At 67.7% G+C, this 16,868-nt stretch carries 17 protein-coding genes and 1 tRNA gene; 5 read left to right on the forward strand and 13 right to left on the reverse strand.

Annotated features, from left to right (window positions below; translation table 11 throughout):
• Positions 1 to 3: 3 nt before the first annotated feature.
• Positions 4 to 1,755 carry a biosynthetic-type acetolactate synthase large subunit gene (gene ilvB / locus A8M77_RS14445; RefSeq protein ID WP_086922201.1) on the reverse strand — a complete coding sequence of 584 codons (1,752 nt, stop codon included), beginning with the start codon at positions 1,753 to 1,755 and terminating at the stop codon, positions 4 to 6.
• A gap of 64 nt (positions 1,756 to 1,819) precedes the next feature.
• On the opposite strand from ilvB, the gene A8M77_RS14450 reads away from it, so the two are divergent.
• Positions 1,820 to 2,314 (forward strand): Lrp/AsnC family transcriptional regulator, encoded by a 495-nt coding sequence (locus A8M77_RS14450; protein ID WP_238136825.1) that lies wholly within the window; start codon positions 1,820 to 1,822, stop codon positions 2,312 to 2,314.
• 39 nt (positions 2,315 to 2,353) lie between these two features.
• Here the strand turns inward: A8M77_RS14450 and A8M77_RS14455 are convergent, their stop codons facing one another.
• On the reverse strand, positions 2,354 to 2,566 hold the full coding sequence (locus A8M77_RS14455; protein WP_086922202.1) for a hypothetical protein: 213 nt from the start codon (positions 2,564 to 2,566) through the stop codon (positions 2,354 to 2,356).
• Between the two features lie 185 nt (positions 2,567 to 2,751).
• Positions 2,752 to 3,264: an Lrp/AsnC family transcriptional regulator gene (locus A8M77_RS14460; protein WP_086922203.1), complete on the reverse strand. Its 513-nt coding sequence runs from the start codon at positions 3,262 to 3,264 to the stop codon at positions 2,752 to 2,754.
• A 132-nt stretch (positions 3,265 to 3,396) separates the two neighbouring features.
• Between A8M77_RS14460 and A8M77_RS14465 the strand changes: the two genes are divergently transcribed.
• On the forward strand, positions 3,397 to 4,413 hold the full coding sequence (locus tag A8M77_RS14465; protein ID WP_086922204.1) for a 1-aminocyclopropane-1-carboxylate deaminase: 1,017 nt from the start codon (positions 3,397 to 3,399) through the stop codon (positions 4,411 to 4,413).
• 44 nt (positions 4,414 to 4,457) lie between these two features.
• On the opposite strand, the gene A8M77_RS14470 is transcribed toward A8M77_RS14465, so the two are convergent.
• A complete protein-coding gene (locus tag A8M77_RS14470; protein ID WP_086922205.1) occupies positions 4,458 to 5,618 on the reverse strand; it encodes an acyl-CoA dehydrogenase family protein in 1,161 nt (386 codons plus the stop codon).
• Positions 5,619 to 5,765: 147 nt separating this feature from the next.
• Between A8M77_RS14470 and A8M77_RS14475 the strand changes: the two genes are divergently transcribed.
• Complete coding sequence (locus A8M77_RS14475; RefSeq protein ID WP_086922206.1) at positions 5,766 to 6,722, forward strand: LysR substrate-binding domain-containing protein; 957 nt, start codon at positions 5,766 to 5,768, stop codon at positions 6,720 to 6,722.
• A 41-nt stretch (positions 6,723 to 6,763) separates the two neighbouring features.
• Here A8M77_RS14475 and A8M77_RS14480 read toward each other — a convergent pair whose 3' ends face one another.
• Together A8M77_RS14480 and A8M77_RS14485 are read right to left on the reverse strand one after the other, a co-directional pair.
• Positions 6,764 to 7,192 carry a helicase SNF2 gene (locus tag A8M77_RS14480; protein ID WP_238136826.1) on the reverse strand — a complete coding sequence of 143 codons (429 nt, stop codon included), beginning with the start codon at positions 7,190 to 7,192 and terminating at the stop codon, positions 6,764 to 6,766.
• A gap of 257 nt (positions 7,193 to 7,449) precedes the next feature.
• Entirely contained in the window at positions 7,450 to 8,229 is a 780-nt protein-coding gene (locus A8M77_RS14485) for a response regulator (RefSeq protein ID WP_443271264.1), read from the reverse strand.
• A 125-nt stretch (positions 8,230 to 8,354) separates the two neighbouring features.
• Between A8M77_RS14485 and A8M77_RS14490 the strand changes: the two genes are divergently transcribed.
• Positions 8,355 to 8,735, forward strand: coding sequence for a response regulator (locus tag A8M77_RS14490; protein ID WP_158100931.1), 381 nt, complete (start codon positions 8,355 to 8,357; stop codon positions 8,733 to 8,735).
• Positions 8,732 to 11,269: an ATP-binding protein gene (locus A8M77_RS14495; RefSeq protein WP_086922209.1), complete on the forward strand. Its 2,538-nt coding sequence runs from the start codon at positions 8,732 to 8,734 to the stop codon at positions 11,267 to 11,269. The genes A8M77_RS14490 and A8M77_RS14495 overlap by 4 nt, the downstream gene beginning before the upstream one ends.
• 62 nt (positions 11,270 to 11,331) lie before the next feature.
• Here the strand turns inward: A8M77_RS14495 and A8M77_RS14500 are convergent.
• From A8M77_RS14500 to A8M77_RS14530, 7 genes are all read right to left on the reverse strand, one after another.
• Positions 11,332 to 11,419, reverse strand: a tRNA-Ser gene (locus A8M77_RS14500).
• Between the two features lie 36 nt (positions 11,420 to 11,455).
• Positions 11,456 to 12,148: a TetR/AcrR family transcriptional regulator gene (locus tag A8M77_RS14505; protein ID WP_086922210.1), complete on the reverse strand. Its 693-nt coding sequence runs from the start codon at positions 12,146 to 12,148 to the stop codon at positions 11,456 to 11,458.
• Between the two features lie 13 nt (positions 12,149 to 12,161).
• Positions 12,162 to 13,349 (reverse strand): radical SAM family heme chaperone HemW, encoded by a 1,188-nt coding sequence (gene hemW, locus A8M77_RS14510; protein ID WP_238136831.1) that lies wholly within the window; start codon positions 13,347 to 13,349, stop codon positions 12,162 to 12,164.
• 80 nt (positions 13,350 to 13,429) lie between these two features.
• Positions 13,430 to 14,029 (reverse strand): RdgB/HAM1 family non-canonical purine NTP pyrophosphatase, encoded by a 600-nt coding sequence (rdgB, locus tag A8M77_RS14515; RefSeq protein WP_086922212.1) that lies wholly within the window; start codon positions 14,027 to 14,029, stop codon positions 13,430 to 13,432.
• Between the two features lie 22 nt (positions 14,030 to 14,051).
• Positions 14,052 to 14,780: a ribonuclease PH gene (gene rph / locus A8M77_RS14520; RefSeq protein WP_086922213.1), complete on the reverse strand. Its 729-nt coding sequence runs from the start codon at positions 14,778 to 14,780 to the stop codon at positions 14,052 to 14,054.
• Between the two features lie 27 nt (positions 14,781 to 14,807).
• Positions 14,808 to 15,716 (reverse strand): PP2C family protein-serine/threonine phosphatase, encoded by a 909-nt coding sequence (locus tag A8M77_RS14525; protein ID WP_086922214.1) that lies wholly within the window; start codon positions 15,714 to 15,716, stop codon positions 14,808 to 14,810.
• A gap of 82 nt (positions 15,717 to 15,798) precedes the next feature.
• On the reverse strand, positions 15,799 to 16,806 hold the full coding sequence (locus tag A8M77_RS14530; protein WP_086922215.1) for a serine/threonine protein kinase: 1,008 nt from the start codon (positions 16,804 to 16,806) through the stop codon (positions 15,799 to 15,801).
• Positions 16,807 to 16,868: the final 62 nt, after the last annotated feature.

The raw sequence follows: 16,868 nt of genomic DNA on the forward strand, positions 1-16,868 counted from the left end.
CGTTCAGCCTTCCTCGTACCACCGGTCCCTGGCCAGCATCACCCGGTGGTGGCCGACGCCCGCGGGGATCATCGGGAAGCAGTTCTCCTGCGCCGCCACCTGCACGTCGAGGAAGAAAGGCCCCTCGGCGGCCAGGCATTCGGCCAGTGCCTCTTCCAGTTGCGCCGGATCGGCCACGCGCCGCGCGCCCCATCCGAAGGCCCGCGCCAGCGCGACGAAGTCGGGCAGCGCCTCGTTCCAGCTGTGGCTCAGGCGGTTGCCGTGGTTGAGCTCCTGCCACTGCCGCACCATGCCCATGTAGCCGTTGTTGCACAGCACCAGCTTCACCGGTGCGCGGTGCTGCATGGCGGTGGACAGCTCCTGGATGTTCATCAGCACCGAGGCATCACCGCTCACGCACACGGTCAGTGCCCCGGGGTGCGCGATCTGCGCGCCGATCGCGGCCGGCAGGCCATAGCCCATGGTGCCGGCGCCGCCCGAGGTCAGCCAGCACCGCGGGCGCTCGAAGCGCAGGTACTGCGCGGCCCACATCTGGTGCTGGCCGACGTCGGTGGAGACGATGGGGTCGCGGCCCTCCAGCGCCACCTGCAGCGAAGCCATGAGACGCTGCGGCAGGATCGCGTCCGTGCGCGGGACGAAGTCCAGGCAGCGCTGCGCGCGCCAGCCCTCGATGCGCCGCCACCAGGGCGAGAGGCGCCCGGGCGCCACGCCGTCCAGCGCCGGCATGCGCAGCAGTGCCTCCAGCACCGCGCCGCAGTCGCCGACCATCGGCACGTCGACCTTCACCACCTTGTTGATGCTTGCCGGGTCGATGTCGACGTGGATCTTGCGCGCCTCTGGGCAGAACTCGGCCAGCTTGCCGGTCACGCGATCGTCGAAGCGCGCCCCGACGCAGAGCACCAGGTCGGCCTCGTGCATCGCGAGGTTGGCCTCCAGCGTGCCGTGCATGCCCAGCATGCCGAGGAAGCGGGGGTCGGAGGCGGGGAAGGCGCCCAGGCCCATCAGCGTCAGCGTGCAGGGGGCGTCGAGCCGGCGCGCCAGGCGGGCGAAGGCCTCGCAGGCGGCCGGGCCGGCGTTGACCAGGCCGCCGCCGCCATAGAGCACCGGCCTGCGCGCGGTGGACAGCAGGTCGGCCGCGCGCTCGAGGCTGGCCTGCGGAAGCCGTGCGGGCGCGCCGCGCTGCGAACGCGGCGGCGCGGCGGCCTCGTCCTCGCCGATCATCGCCAGCTGCACGTCCTTGGGCATGTCGAGCAACACCGGCCCCGGCCGCCCGGAAGCGGCGATCTCCAGCGCCTGCCGGACCCGTGCCGGGACCTGGTCGGCCGCGCGCAGCTGGTAGTTCCACTTCGTCACCGGCCGCGACATGCCGAGCGCGTCGCTCTCCTGGAAGGCGTCGGTGCCGATCACCGTGCTGGCCACCTGGCCGCTGATGCACAGCAGGGGCACCGAATCGCTGATGGCATCGAGCAGCCCGGTGATGGTGTTGCCGACGCCCGGCCCGGAGGTCACCAGCACCACGCCGACCCGGCCGGTGCTGCGCGCATAGCCCTCGGCGGCATGGACGGCCGCCTGCTCGTGCCGCACCAGCACGTGGCGCAGGCGCGGCTCGCCGTGGAGCGCGTCGTACAGCGGCAGCGCGGCGCCGCCGGGGTAGCCGAAGATCGTGTCGACGCCGCATTCGACCAGGGTCTGGAGCACGGCTTGGGCGCCGTTGCGCAGGCCGAGCAGCGCGGGCGTGGGGGCGAGGGAGTGCATGCGTCGATTCTTCCGGCCTTGATGCAGAATGTGCTTCTTTTTTCGGACGAGATCCGGCCTTTCATTGAAGATCAATCGGAAAAAGTCGCTTGGCGACGAAGAATCTTTTGATAGGATCGATCTGGCGATCCTGCGCGTACTGCTGAGCGACTCGCGCAAGACGCTGCAGGAGATCGGTGCCGAGGTGGGGCTGGCGGCCACCAGTTGCTGGAGCCGCATCAAGAAGCTGGAGGCCAGCGGCGTCATCAAGCGCTACACCGTGGACGTCGATGCCGGGAAGCTGGGCTACCAGGACTCGGTGATCGTCCAGCTCACGCTGGAGAGCCACAGCGACGAGACACTGTACGAGTTCGGCCGCGCGCTGGCGGCCATCCCGGAGATCCAGGAGGCCTACCTGGTGTCAGGCGACTACGACTATTACATCCGCATCGCCGTGCGCGACACGCGCGACTACGAGCGTCTCCTGCGGGAGAAGCTCTACAAGATCCCCGGCATCCGCCACAGCCAGTCGCATTTCGTGTTGCGCGTGCTCAAGGAAGCGAGCGCGCCGCTGATCTGACGCACAGGCGCGCCGCGAAGGGACGGACGGAAAAAACGATCAACTGGGCTGGAGCGGCGCCTGCGGCTGCGCGTCCTGCATGGATGCCTGTTGCTGCTCCTGTTGCAACTGCGGCGCGCCGCCGACCGCCAGGCCGCGCTTCGCAATGCCCTTCACCAGGTGCCTCGGCAGATGGTGCGCCTTGGCCAGCAGCGCCAAGGCTTCGCTGCGCGCCGGCTCGCAGGCCGGCAGCAACTTCTGCAATGAACTCATGTGGTCGTCCTCTTGAGCGCCGGGAAACGAAGACCCTAAGCCCTGCGTCGGTGCGACGCAGCCTTTCATCGCTGGAGAACGCGGCTCCGGCTCGGCCGCGGACGGGCATTATGGGCCGCGCCGCGGGCCGGGCGCCAGCCAATAGGCATGTTGCCGGCACAGTTACTTTCCTCTGCAAAACGGGGTCACAGCGGGATCTGCGTCGTCGACAGCACCTGCTTGAGCACGATGAAGGACCGGATCTGCCGCACGCCCGGCAGGTAGAGCAACTGCTCGGCGTGCAGCCTATTGAAGCTCTCGCCGTCGCGGGTGCGCACCAGCATGAAGTAGTCGAACTCGCCGGTCACGACATGGCATTCCATGCAGCCCGAAATCTTCACCGCCGCCTTCTCGAAGGCGCTGAAGGACTCGGGCGTCGAGCGGTCGAGCACCACGCCGATCATCACCAGCATCCCCGCGCCCAGCGCCTGGGGATCCAGCAGCGCCACGGTCGCGCCGATCAGTCCCGCCCGCCTGAGCCGCTCGACACGGCGCAGGCAGGCCGGCGGACTCAAGTGGACCTTGGCGGCCAGGGCGACGTTGGAAAGCGAGGCGTCGGCCTGCAGCAGGCGGAGGATGGCCCTGTCTGTACGGTCCAGCGAAGGCGGTGGTGGCGTCACTGCCGGGGGACGGCGAACTTTTGTTGTGCGAGAAGCCATGGATGTGCAATCAATCGAGCGATATCGTCAGATCGAATGCCTGATCGTGCGCAAATCGACCGTCATTTGCAACCCTGTAAGAACCACTTTTTCCTACGATCGAGCGCATCTTCCATCGCCAGGACCTTCGCCATGCAACTCCATCGCTTCCCCCGCCATGCCCTCACCTTCGGCCCCACGCCGATCCATCCGCTCGAGCGCCTGAGCGCGCACCTGGGCGGCAAGGTCAAGCTCTACGCCAAGCGCGAGGACTGCAACAGCGGCCTGGCCTTCGGCGGCAACAAGACACGCAAGCTGGAATACCTCATTCCCGAGGCCATCGCGCAGGGCTGCGACACGCTGGTCTCCATCGGCGGCATCCAGTCGAACCAGACGCGCCAGGTGGCCGCCGTCGCCGCGCACCTCGGCATGAAATGCGTGCTGGTGCAGGAGAACTGGGTGAACTACGCCGACGCCGTCTACGACCGAGTGGGCAACATCGAGATGTCGCGCATCCTGGGTGCCGACGTGCGCCTGGACGCAGCCGGCTTCGACATCGGCATCCGGCCCAGTTGGGAACAGGCGATGGAGGACGTGCGCCGTGCCGGCGGCAAGCCCTTCCCCATTCCGGCCGGCTGTTCCGAGCATCCCCTTGGCGGCCTGGGCTTCGTCGGCTTCGCGGAAGAGGTGCGAATGCAGGAGGCCGAACTGGGCTTCAAGTTCGACTACATCGTGGTCTGCTCCGTCACCGGCAGCACCCAGGCCGGCATGGTGGTCGGCTTCGCGGCCGACGGGCGCGCCGACCGCGTCATCGGCATCGACGCCTCGGCCAAGCCCGAGCAGACGCACGCGCAGATCCTGCGCATCGCGCGAAACACCGCCGCGCTGGTCGAGCTGGGCCGCGACATCGAAGCGCGCGACGTCGTGTTGGACACCCGCTACGGCGGCCCCGAGTACGGGCTCCCCAGCGAGGGCACGCTCGAAGCCATCCGCCTGTGCGCCCGCCAGGAAGGCATGCTCACCGACCCGGTGTACGAGGGCAAGTCCATGCAGGGAATGATCGACAAGGTGCGGCGGGGCGAGTTCGAGCCCGGATCGAGGGTGCTCTACGCGCACCTGGGCGGGGTGCCGGCGCTGAATGCCTACAGCTTCCTGTTCCGGAACGGCTGAGCGCCCCCCCCCGCGGCGACCGGGACGAGGCGCGGACGGGGCGATCAGAACGAGCGCGGCAGCCCGAGGATGTGCTCGGCCACGTAGGCGTAGATCAGGTTGGTGGAGATCGGTGCGACCTGGTAGAGCCGCGTTTCGCGGAACTTGCGCTCGATGTCGTATTCGTTGGCGAAGCCGAAGCCGCCGTGCGTCTGCATGCAGACGTTGGCCGCCTCCCAGCTCGCTTTGGCCGCCAGGTACTTGGCCATGTTGGCCTGAGCGCCGCAGTCCTGGTGCGCGTCGAAGCGGCGAGCCGCCTCGAAGCGCATCAGGTTGGCCGCCTCGACCTCGATGAAGGCATCGGCGATCGGGAACTGCACGCCCTGGTTCTTGCCGATGGGGCGGTCGAACACGATGCGCTCGTTGGCGTACTTGCGTGCACGCTCGATGAACCAGTAGCCGTCGCCGATGCATTCGGCAGCGATCAGGGTGCGCTCGGCGTTGAGCCCGTCCAGGATGTACTTGAAGCCCCGTCCCTCCTCGCCGATGAGATTCTCTTCCGGAATCTCCAGGTCCTCGAAGAACAGCTCGTTGGTCTCGTGGTTGACCAGGTTGGGAATGGGCCGCACCGTCAGTCCCCTGCCGATGGCCTGCTTCAGGTCGACGATGAAGATCGACATCCCCTCGGACTTCTTCTTCACCTCGACCAGCGGCGTGGTGCGCGCCAGCAGGATCATCAGGTCGGAGTGCTGCACGCGCGAGATCCAGACCTTCTGCCCGTTGACGACGTAGCGGCCGTCCTTCTTGACGGCGGTGGTCTTGATCTTGGTCGTATCGGTGCCGGTCGTGGGCTCGGTCACCGCCATCGACTGGATACGCAGCTTGCCGGCAGCGATGCGCGGCAGGTATTTCTCTTTCTGCACCTTGCTGCCGTTGCGCAGCAGGGTGCCCATGTTGTACATCTGGCCATGCACGGCACCGGCATTGCCGCCCGAGCGGTTGATCTCCTCCATGATCACCGTGGCGGCGGCCAGCCCGAGGCCGGTGCCGCCATATTCCTCGGGAATCATCGCGGCCAGCCAGCCGGCCTCCATCAGCGCGTCGACGAACTTCTCGGGATAGGCCTTCTGCTCGTCGACCGTGCGGAAATACTCGTCGGGGAACTGCCGGCACAGGCCGCGCACGGCATCCCGGATTTCCTGGTAGTCGTCGGCTTCGTTGAACATCGCGTATCTCCTTGGTTGAGCGCGCTCGTGAACTTGTCTCACGCTCGATTCTGGGCTGCGGGCTTGATATATTGGAAATACAGATGCCGGCTATCGGCTATCGTGATTCCGGATAGGCAACACCGCGCTCGGAGCCATTTCTGGACCATGGAACTGCGACAACTTCGATATTTCATCGGCGCAAGCGAAGCGGGGAGCCTGCTCCAGGCTTCAGCCAGGCTGCACGTGGCCCAGCCCGCGCTCAGCCATCAGATCGCATCGCTGGAGGGCGAGATCGGCGCGCAGCTTTTCGTTCGGTCGAGCCGCGGCATCAGCTTGACCGAGGCCGGAAAGATCTTCCTCGAGCACGCGAAGGTCGTGCTTGCCGATCTCGAGCGCGCCCGCACCGCGGTGCAGGAATCCGGCTCGGTGCCCCGAGGCGATGTCGCAATCGGCTTCACCACCACCGTGGGCCTCACGGCGACCATGCCCGTCCTCGGCGCTTGCCGCGCCCAGTTGCCGGACGTCCGCCTGAAAATCGTCGAGGCCTACAGCGGCTTCCTTCGCGAATGGCTGCTATCGGGACGCCTCGATCTTGCCTTGATGTACGGCGACGAGCCCGAAGCCGGGCTCTTCAAGCGCCCCCTGCTCGACGACAAGCTCGTGCTGGTGTCGGGCATGTCGGCCGCAAGAACGCCAAGAAAGCTTCCGCTGTCAGCGCTGGCGAATCGCGCCCTGGTGCTTCCCGGAAGAGATCATGGCTTGCGGCGCATCATCGATGACGCATGCGCCCCGCTGGACCTGCGCCTGAATGTGGTGGCGGAAATCGAATCGCTCGGGAGCGTCAAGCGTGCCGCCGAGGCGGGGATCGGCGAAACCATCCTGCCCCTCGGCTCCGTCGCCGAGGAGGTCGCGGCGGGACGGCTGCGCACCGCCGTGATCGACAGTCCCGCCATGTCCAGGCGGGTGGTCTGCTGCACCAACACCACGAGGCCCGGCAGCCTGGCGAAGTCCGCCGTGGGCACCCTCGTGCACGATGTGCTGCGGCACATGGTTCTTTCAGGCGCCTGGCCCGCCCGGTGGATCGGCGATCCGGATTCGCGCCTTGAGCGTCGCGGCCTCTGAGACGTCGCTCATCGCGCCGCCGAGGACCTCGACGCTCCCGCTCAGCGCAGGCTGCTCGTTCGAACCGTCGAGGCATCGCCGCGAGGGTTCTGCCATTGGGCCCAGAACGGCTCCGGATGATGCGCAACCGCGACCGCCTGCGCCCGTACCGCGGCGCGATCGGCCGACGAAGCGATGACCTCGGGAACGCCGGCGCCATAGCCTTCGGCATAAGGGTCGGGCCCGTGGGCAGCGACCACGGCTTCGGTGCGGACGTCGGACCGGTCGGCCGTCGAGACGATCGCAACCGGGACGTCGGCGCCATAGCCCTCGGCGTAGGGATCCGGCTCGTGGGCGGCCTCGATGGCTTCAACCCGCACGGTGGCACGGCTGTTCGATGACGTGAGGGGATGAACCCCCTGATAGGTTTCGGCGTGTGCGGCACCGACCAGGCAAAGAGCGGCGGCGGCGAGGATACCGTGGACTTTCATTGCAGCTTCCTTTCAAAGTTGAGTTGAACGAAGCTCGGGACATCGTGCCCATACGCTCCGTCCTGCTTCGCGCGAGTGGCATCTGCCACGGGTGCACTGTCGACGAAGGGCATTCCGCGCTGATGTCCGACGGACCCCAGCGCAACGCGTATGCAATGGGAACGGCTACAGATGGAACATTCGTCCGTCACGGCGGACATGCCCGGGCGGCATCGCGGAGCGCGCCGCTGCACCTGCCGCACCATCGAGCCGGCGCGTCAGTTCAACGCATCGACCTGCGCCGCAAAGACATAACCCGCGCCACGGGCGGTGCGGATGAACTGCGGCGCCGAGGCATCGACCTCGATCTTGCGACGCAGCCGCAGGATCTGCACGTCGATCGAACGATCGTAGACCTCTGCGCCGTGCAGCCGCGAGAGTTCGAGCAACTGGTCGCGCGACAGCACGCGCTGTGGCGCCTGGCAAAGGGCCAGCAGCAGGTTGAACTCGCCGTTGCTCAGTTCCACCTTCCGGCCGTCCGGTGCCGTCAGCCGGCGGGCCAGGACGCTCAGCTCCCAGCCACTGAAGCGATAAGCCCTGCGCTCGGCGCCCTTGGCTGGGCCGGCCGCGGCGGCGTCGCGCTGGACCTGATAGCGGCGAAGCACCGCGCGGATTCGTGCCAGAAACTCGCGATTGCTGAAGGGCTTGGTGATGTAGTCGTCCGCGGCGATCTCGAGGCCCATCACCCGATCCGCCTCTTCGCGCTTGCCCGTCACGATGATGACGGGCACGGCGCTGGTGTCTCGCAATTGGCGCGCGAGTTGCATGCCGTCCTCGCCGGGGAGGCGCAGGTCGAGCACGACCAGGTCGATCACCGATTCCGCCAGTACCTTGTGCATCTCTGCACCCGAGGCGGCAGCCGTCACTCGCAGCTCGTTCTCGGTGAGGTACTCTGTCATCAGCTCGCGAATGGCCGAGTCGTCGTCGACCACGAGGATGTGGGGGCTCTGGCTCATGGGAGGCGAGAATAATGCAACCCGGCAGCGCTCGGTGTGCATTCGCATTTCAGATGAAACAGCGCGCGCTGCAGCGGACATGATGCCGGCACCCGCAGCGGTCCCAATGTGGCCGTGGCCATGGTCGTCGGACGGTGGCCTGGACCAACCGCCCTGCGCGAATGACCATGCAGACCATCGTCGTGATCGAGGAAGACAGTGCCATGCGAACCCTGATTTGCGAGTGGCTGCTGGGTGAAGGCTATGCCGTGTCGACCCGGCGCGCGAACGAGGCCATGCCGGCCGGGCATGACAACGACGTCGGCCTGGTGATCGTGGACCTGCCCAACCTGCGTTCGCGCGGCGCCGAAACCATCCGGACGGTGCGGGCCCGTTACCCCCATTCGGCGCTCATCGGGCTGTCAGCCCAACTGGGCCGCAGCATGCCCGGCGATTCCGATGCCGCCCGCGCGCTGGGCCTCCCGCGGCTCGTTGCCAAGCCCTGCGGACGCGGCGAACTGCTCGACGCCGTGTCCGAGTCCATGGGCATGCCGCCCCCACCGGCATGAGAACCGGCGCCCGCCTGCGCCGTCGCATCGTCGCCGGCGGCGCCCTGCTCATTGCCGCCTGCATCGGCTCGGCCCTGCACGACGGCTGGCGGCTGCACCAGCAGGTCGTGCTCGCCAACGAGCGCGAGCTCGGCAACCTGGCCAAGGCCCTGGCCGAGCAGTCGCTGCACAGCCTGCAGGCGGTCGACGTGGTGCTGCGCGACACCGAGCGCTGGTACGAGACCGGCGGTGCGGCGCTCCCGGACCAGGCCGTGTCGGCAGCCCTCGCATCGCGGGCCGTGGGCGTGCCCCAAGTCAATGTGCTGACCATCGTCGACGTGCGGGGAATGCAGCGGCATCGGTCGCGCGACACCGGCGCCCCGATGGCGGACGTGTCCGACCGGCCTTACTTCAATGCGCAGCGCGAAGCGCCCGACACAGGCCTTTTCATCAGCGAGCCGGTGATCACGCGCACCGAAGGACGCCCGGGCCTGGTGGTGTCGCGCCGCATCGACGACACGACGGGCGCGTTCGCCGGCGTCGTCACGGCCATCGTCACGCTGCAGCACCTCGAGGGCATGTATTCGGCCATCGAGCTCGGCAATGGAAGTTCACTGCTGCTGACGCGCAGCGACGGCACGCTGATCGTGCGGCAGCCGGCTTCCACCCGTCGGGACCGGGAGCCCGGCTTTCCCAAGATCGTGCCGCCGAAGCCGGGCGACATCGTCGCTCGGGCGCTCGATCCGACGGACGGGCGGACCAAGCTGATCTCGGCCGCGGGCGTGGGCACGCATCCGCTGATCCTTGCGGTGATGCGCGACGAGGAAGAGGCGCTGCGCCCCTGGTATGACGAGATATGGAGCTCGGGTATTCGCACGGTACTGCTCACGCTGCTGGTGATGCTCACCGTTGCCGGCCTGCTGTACCAGTTGCGCCGCCTGGAGCGTGGCGAGCGGGCGCTTCGCCAGAGCGAGGAGCGCTACGCCATGGCCATGGAGGCCGCGAACGAGGGCCATGCGGAATGGAACGTCACCGAGGACTCGGTGTTCATCTCCGACAGGTGGCGTGCGCTGCATGGCATCGACGCCTCCGTCGCGCTGCACACTTCCGCCGACGTGCTGCGCTGCACGCAGCTCCACCCCGACGATGCGGCGCAGGCGCGCGAAACCATCGAGGGACACCTGGCCGGCCGCACGCATGCCGTCGAACTCGAATACCGCGTGCGCCATCCGGACGGCGAATGGCGCTGGATCCGCGCGCGCGGGCGCTGCGTGCGCAACGAGGCAGGCGCGGCGCTGCGGCTCTTCGGTGCCGCCACCGACGTGAGCGACCGCAAGTCCGCGGAAGCCGACAAAGCCCGTCTCGAAGCGCGCCTGCAGCACGCCCGGCGCCTCGAGGCCCTGGGCACCCTGTCGGGCGGGATCGCACACGACTTCAACAACATCCTGGGCGCCATCCTCGGCTTCGGCGAGCTGGCGCAGCAACAGGCCGAGCCCGGCAGCGCCATGCGCCGGCATATCGACCACGTGATGCAAGCCGGGGCGCGCGCGCGGCTGCTGGTGCGAAAGATCCTCGATTTCAGCCGCAGCGGCGTCGCCGAGCGCGTGCCGGTCAACATGCAGGCTTTGGTGGAAGAGGTGATCTCCATGCTGGCTCCCACGCTGCCATCGGGGCTGCGCATCGAAGCCTCGCTGCATTCCGGTGGCGCGGCCGTCATGGGCGACACGACGCAGCTCTACCAGGTGGCGATGAACCTGTGCACGAACGCCGTCCAGGCCATGGGCGAGAAGGGCTTGCTGAACCTGCGGCTCAACCGGGTGGACGTGGAACGTCATCGCCAGCTGCATCATGGGGATCTTGCTCCGGGCGCGTATGTCTGTCTCGAGGTCTGCGACAGCGGCCCCGGCATTGCGCCCGACGTGCTGCAACGCATGTTCGACCCCTTCTTCACCACCAAGAAGGTCGGTGAGGGCACCGGGCTCGGCCTGTCGGTGGTGCACGGCATCGTGACCGACCTCGGCGGTGCGATCGACGTGGCGACCGGTGGCGGCCGCCCGACGGTCGTGTCCGTCTGGTTGCCGGTCCTGCCTGCAGACGCGTCCGGCCAGGCCGGCACCGAGCCGCCCGGCGGCGTGGAGGGCTTCCCGCGCGGCAACGGCGAGGTCGTGATGATCGTGGACGACGAACAGCCCTTGCTCGAGCTGACGGAGGAGATCCTCGCAAGCCTGGGCTATGAGCCGGCGGGCTTCGGCACGAGCGAGCGGGCCCTGGCCGCCTTCGAGGCCGATCCCCTGCGCTTCGACGCGGTGCTGACGGACGAAATGCTGCCCGGCATGTCCGGCACCGAACTCGCCGCGCTGCTGCGCGCCCGGCGCCCGCAGCTTCCGATCGTGGTCATGAGCGGCAAGGTCAATGTCGCCCTCGAGCAGCGGGCCCGCGACGCCGGCGTCGCGGCGGTACTGCACAAGCCGCTCGGGCTGCAGGAACTGGCGGAGTGCGTCGCGCATGTCATTGCTGCGAAGGCCGCTCCCCGGGGGGCCTCGGACGGCGAGTAGTAGTGCGGGTGCGCTGGCTTGCAGTTCCCGCGGAGGACGGGAGCCATCGGCGCGTTTGCCGATGGCGGAGAGTGTGAGATTCGAACTCACGGACGGTTGCCCGTCGGCAGTTTTCAAGACTGCTGGTTTAAACCACTCACCCAACTCTCCGGAGCGCACCCGCGTTGCGCGGGCGCGGAATTGATTTTAGTGCCCGTCGGCTGGCGTTTCGGCGGACTCGGCATCGACAGGCGACGGAATCCAGCCCCGCAGCACCAGCGCCACCACGCCCTCGGCCCAGGCACGCCGCTCCTCGGGCCCGGCCAGGGGCTTGGAGATGAAGAAGCGCACGCCACCGAAGGCCAGCGTCGACAGCTGCACGGCGGACAGTTCCGGATCAGGCACGTGCAGCTTGCCAGCACGGTGCGCCTCGGCCAGGTATTCGACCACCGGCGCAAGCACGTAGCTGTTCTCCGCGTACAGCGATTTCGCCAATTCCGGGAAGCGCACGGCCTCGGCGATCACCAGGCGCAGCAGCGCCAGGGTCTGCGGCTCGGTGGCGCTCAGGTACATGCGCTCGACCAGGTCGAGCAGCACCTGCCGCTCGTCCGCGTCGGAGCGCACCAGGGTCGCCTGCATGTTCTCGCGTGCGCTGCTCACCGCACGATGAACGACCTCGCGAAACAGGGCTTCCTTGTTCTCGAACTGGCGGTAGATGGTGATCTTGGCCACGCCGGCATCGCGCGCAATAGCCTCGATGCTGGTGGCCGCATAGCCCAGCTCGAGGAAGGACTTCAGGGCCGCGGCGAGGAAGGACTCACGCAGCGCGGCTGCCTGTTCCGGACTGGGGCGTCCGCGCGAGCGGCGCTTGATTTCTTCCGGCATGGTTCGGGTCGACATGGGGGCAAAACTCTCAGCGATCGGGAAGGAAAATGGCTTGCAGGTCACTCAAAAAATCGAAGCCGCGGGCGGTGGGCCAGACGCGCGCGAGGTCGCGCTCGACCAGTCCCTTGCGCTCGGCCTCCTCGAGGCCGCGCTGGATCGCCGTGATCGCCAGGCCGGTGCGCTCGCCGAACTGGGCCAGCGTGAAGCCTTCCTTCAGCCGCAGGGCATTGAGCATGAATTCGAAGGGCAGTTCGGCGATGCCGACCTCGTCACTCTGCGCAACTGCCCGCCCGGCGAGCGCGTTGTCCATGTAGAGGCGCGGCTCGCGAAAGCGCACCTGGCGAACGACGCGATGCGCGAAGCTCAGCTTGCTGTGCGCGCCCGCGCCGATGCCGAGGTAGTCGCCGAACTGCCAGTAGTTGGTGTTGTGCACGCAGCGGTGGCCGCTGCGCGCATAGGCCGAGATCTCGTAGCGCTCCAGCCCGCTCTGCCCGGTGCGTTCGGTGATGCGGTCGAGCATCGCGTAGGCGATGTCGTCCTCCGGCAGCGACGGCGGGAACTTGGCGAAGTAGGTGTTGGGCTCGATCGTGAGGTGGTAGACCGAAAGATGCGGTGGGGCGAGCGCCAGCGCCTGGTCGAGGTCCGCATCGAGCTGGCCGAGGCTCTGGCCCGGGAGCGCGTACATCAGGTCGAGGTTGAAGGTGTCGAAGGCACGGGCGGCCTCTTCCACCGCCGCGATCGCCTGGGCGCGGTCGTGCACCCGGCCGAGCGCCTTCAGGTGCGCGTCGTCGAAGCTCTGCACGCCGACGGACAAGCGGGTGACGCCGGCGGCGCGGTAGGCACGGAAGCGGTCGCGCTCGAAGGTGCCGGGATTGGCCTCGAGGGTGATCTCGCAGTCGGGGGCCAGCTTGAGCCGGGCGCGCAGGTCGCCGAGCAGGCGGTCGATGGCCGCCGGCGGAAACAGGCTCGGCGTGCCGCCGCCGATGAAGATGCTTTGCACGCTACGGCCCCAGATCAGTGGCAGGGCTGCGTCGAGATCGGCGATCAGCGCGTCGAGGTAGCGCTGATCGGGCAACTGGGCATCGCTGCCATCGCCAGCCCCGCGCCACTCGTGCGAGTTGAAGTCGCAGTAGGGGCACTTGCGCAGGCACCAGGGCATGTGCACGTAGAGCGAGAGCGGCGGCAGCGCCGTCAGCTGCAGCGGGCCGGGACGCATCCAGTGCAGTACGTCGTTGGCCCGTTCCGCTTCGCCGGACCGCTCCTGCACGCGCTCGTCGGCGATGGGGATCGCAGGGCTCACAGCCAGCGCTCCTGCATCAGGGCCAGCATCGCGCGCGCCGCCTGGCCGCGATGGCTGTGGGCGTTCTTCATCTCGGCAGGCAGTTGGGCGAAGGTCTTGCCGAACTGGGGCAGCCACATCACGGGGTCGAAGCCGAAGCCGTTCCCTCCGATCGGCTCGCGCGTGATCTGCCCCGCGGCACGGCCCACCGCGATGAGCGGCTCGGGGTCCTCGGGGCTGCGCAGCGCGACCAGCGTACTCACCAGGGCGGCGCGGCGGTCCTCGATGCCGGCCATCTGCTCGAGCAGCGCACGCACGTTGTTGGCATCACCTTTCTCGTAGCCGAACCGCGTCGCGTAGTAGGCGGTGGCCACGCCGGGCAGGCCGCCGAAGGCCTCGACGCACAGGCCCGCATCGTCGGCGATGGCGGGCAGGCCGGTGATCTCCGCGGCGTGGCGAGCCTTGGCCAGCGCGTTCTCGACGAAGGTGCAGAAAGGCTCCTCCGCCTCGCCAACGCCGAGCTCGGACTGCCGCACCAGCGCCACGCCCAACGGCGCGAACAACTGCTGCAGTTCGGCCAGCTTGCCCGCATTGTTGGAGGCGAGGACCAGTCTCATCGTCGCTTCACGGCTTGGTGCGTCAGCCGGCCAGAGCCTGCGCCTGCAGTGCGGTCAGCTCGGCGATGCCCTTTTCGGCCAGGAACAGCAGCGCGTTCATCTCCTCGCGCGAGAAGGCCGCGCCTTCGGCCGTGCCCTGCACTTCCACGAAGTGACCGGCGCCGGTCATCACCACGTTCATGTCGGTGTCGCAGGCCGAGTCCTCGGTGTACTCGAGGTCGAGCAGCGGGGTGCCCTGAACGATCCCTACCGACACGGCGGCCACATGGCCCCGGATCGGCGAGGCCGCGAGCGTACCGGCGGCCATCAGCTTGTTGACCGCGTCCTTCGCCGCCACGAAGGCACCGGTGATGGCGGCCGTTCGGGTGCCGCCGTCGGCCTGGAGCACGTCGCAGTCGAGATGGATGGTGCGCTCGCCGAGCGCGGACAGGTCGAACACGGCGCGCATCGAGCGGCCGATGAGACGCTGGATCTCCTGCGTGCGGCCGCTCTGCTTGCCGCGCGCGGCCTCGCGGTCGCCGCGCGTGTGGGTGGCGCGCGGCAACATGCCGTATTCGGCCGTGACCCAGCCCTCGCCGCTGCCACGCTTGTGCGGCGGCACCTTTTCCTCGACGGAGGCGGTGCACAGCACACGGGTCTGGCCGAACTCGATGAGCACGGAGCCCTCGGCATGGATGGTGAAGCCGCGCGTGATGCGCACCGGCCGCAGCTGGTCGGCGGCACGTCCGCCGCTTCGTACAAAAACTGTCATGTCGAACCCGGAAAAAAGAAGAAGGAATCAGGACTTGCGTGCGGCGGAAGAGCGCTTGATGGCCTCGTTGATCTCGGCGATCGAGCGCTCGATGGCGTCCTCGTCGAGGTCGTCGAGCTCGCTGTCGGAGGGCATGCCGGCCTGGATCGTGGAAGCGAACACGCCGTCGCTGATGCTGTCGGTGGACACGCCGCGCGTCTGACCCGCGGCGTCGGGCGTTTCCCACTCGAGCGCGATCAGCGTCACGTTGTCGCTGTGCGTGCCGCCGTTGCGCAACGCCATCTCGGCGAGGTCAGGCGCAGCGTCCGAGACGGGCTTGCCGGAGGACAGCGTCCGCACGATCAGGTTCTCGTCGAGCACACTCCATAGGCCATCGGAGCACAGCATGATGCGATCACCGCGCTGCAGCTGCAGCGGTGCGGAGATATCGAACAGCGGCGTCGTCGGCGAGCCGAGGCAGGTCAGCAGCAGATTGCGGTTGACAACGTCGTTGCCGCCACCCGGGCGCGGCCGCTCGGCATGGGAATGGTCGCGCGTGCGTGTCAGCAGCGCGCCGTCGCGTATCACGTAGAGGCGGGAATCGCCGCAATGGATCCAGGTTGCCGCATTGCCCTGGACGACCGCCGCCACCACCGTGGTGCGCGGGGTGTCGAGCATGCCCTTGTTCCCTGCGTAGCGCATGATCTGCTGGTGCGCCGCCATCACCGCGGAGGTCAGGAAGGCCTTGACGTCCTTCAGCAGCGGGCGGGCGTCGCGCTGGTACAGCGCCGCGATGGTCTGCAGCGCCATCTGGGCTGCCACCTCGCCCTCGGGATGCCCGCCCATGCCGTCGGCCAGCACGAAGAGCCCCGACTCACGCGTGTAGCAGTAGCCCATGCGGTCTTCGTTCTTGAGACGGCCACCCTTGCGGCTGACCTGGAAGACGGAGAATTTCACAGTGCCCGCCCGGCCGCCCGAAGGGCACTGAACCCCCCTTGGAGGGGCAGCGAATACACGAAGTGAGGAGCGTGGGGGGTTGTCATGCCGGACGTGTCGTGGGGGCCGCTGCCTTCGGCAGGCCTTTCTTTTCGAAGGAACGCATGTTGTCGATCGACAGCCGCACCTTCTCGCTCACGGTGAGCTTGGTGTAGCGGCGCTCTCCTTCGCGGCTCAGCTCCTTCTGCAGCGCGAAGACGGATTGAGGGCGCGAGAGCGGATCGAGCGACATGCACCATTCGACGACCTCGATGAGGTTGTCGGAATAGATGCCACGCAGGCGCGAGAGCGACAGGCCGAGCCGGTCCTTCTCGATGCGCTGGGGCGCGTCGTTGGGCGGATAACCCTGCATGCAGGCGTAGATGCAGGCGCCGATGGCGTAGATGTCGGTCCACGGGCCCATGGAGGAATCGCGGCGGTACATCTCGGGGGCCGCGAAGCCGGGCGTGTACATCGGGCGGATGAAGTTGCCCTCCTTGGAGAGCACCTCACGCGCGGCGCCAAAGTCGATCATCACCGCGCGGTCGTCGTCGGTCACAAAAATGTTGGCGGGCTTGATGTCCAGATGCAGCATCTTGTGCTGGTGCACGATGCGCAGGCCACGCAGAATCTCATCGAACAGGGAGCGGATGGTGGACTCGCGGAAGACCTTCTGCTTCTTGAGGTCGCGCGCGGTCACGATGAAGTCCTGGAGGGTGGCACCCTCCAGGTAGTTCATCACCATATAGACGGTCTCGTTTTCGCGGAAGAAGTTGAGTACGCTGACGACCGAGGCGTGGGAGATCTGCGCGAGGGAGCGCCCTTCCTCGAAGAAGCTCTTGAGACCCAGCCGGTACAGCGACAGCTTCTCGGGCGGCACCTGCGGCGCGAGCTCACCGGTGCCCCGCGTGGCGAGGGAAGAGGGCAAGTACTCCTTGATCGCTACCTGCTGCCCGGAATGATCGACAGCGAGGTAGACGACGCCGAAACCGCCCGCGGAGATACGACGCACGATGCGGTATCCGCCGATGACCGTGTCAGGCAGCAAGGGCGAAGGTTTGACCTTTGACATAATCCGGGAGTTTCGCCCGAAGACAGGGGTGCGGCAAGCGAAGGCGGTGCCGTCGTCTCGGT

It is taken from the genome of Variovorax sp. JS1663 (assembly GCF_002157355.1).
GTDB lineage: Bacteria > Pseudomonadota > Gammaproteobacteria > Burkholderiales > Burkholderiaceae_C > Variovorax.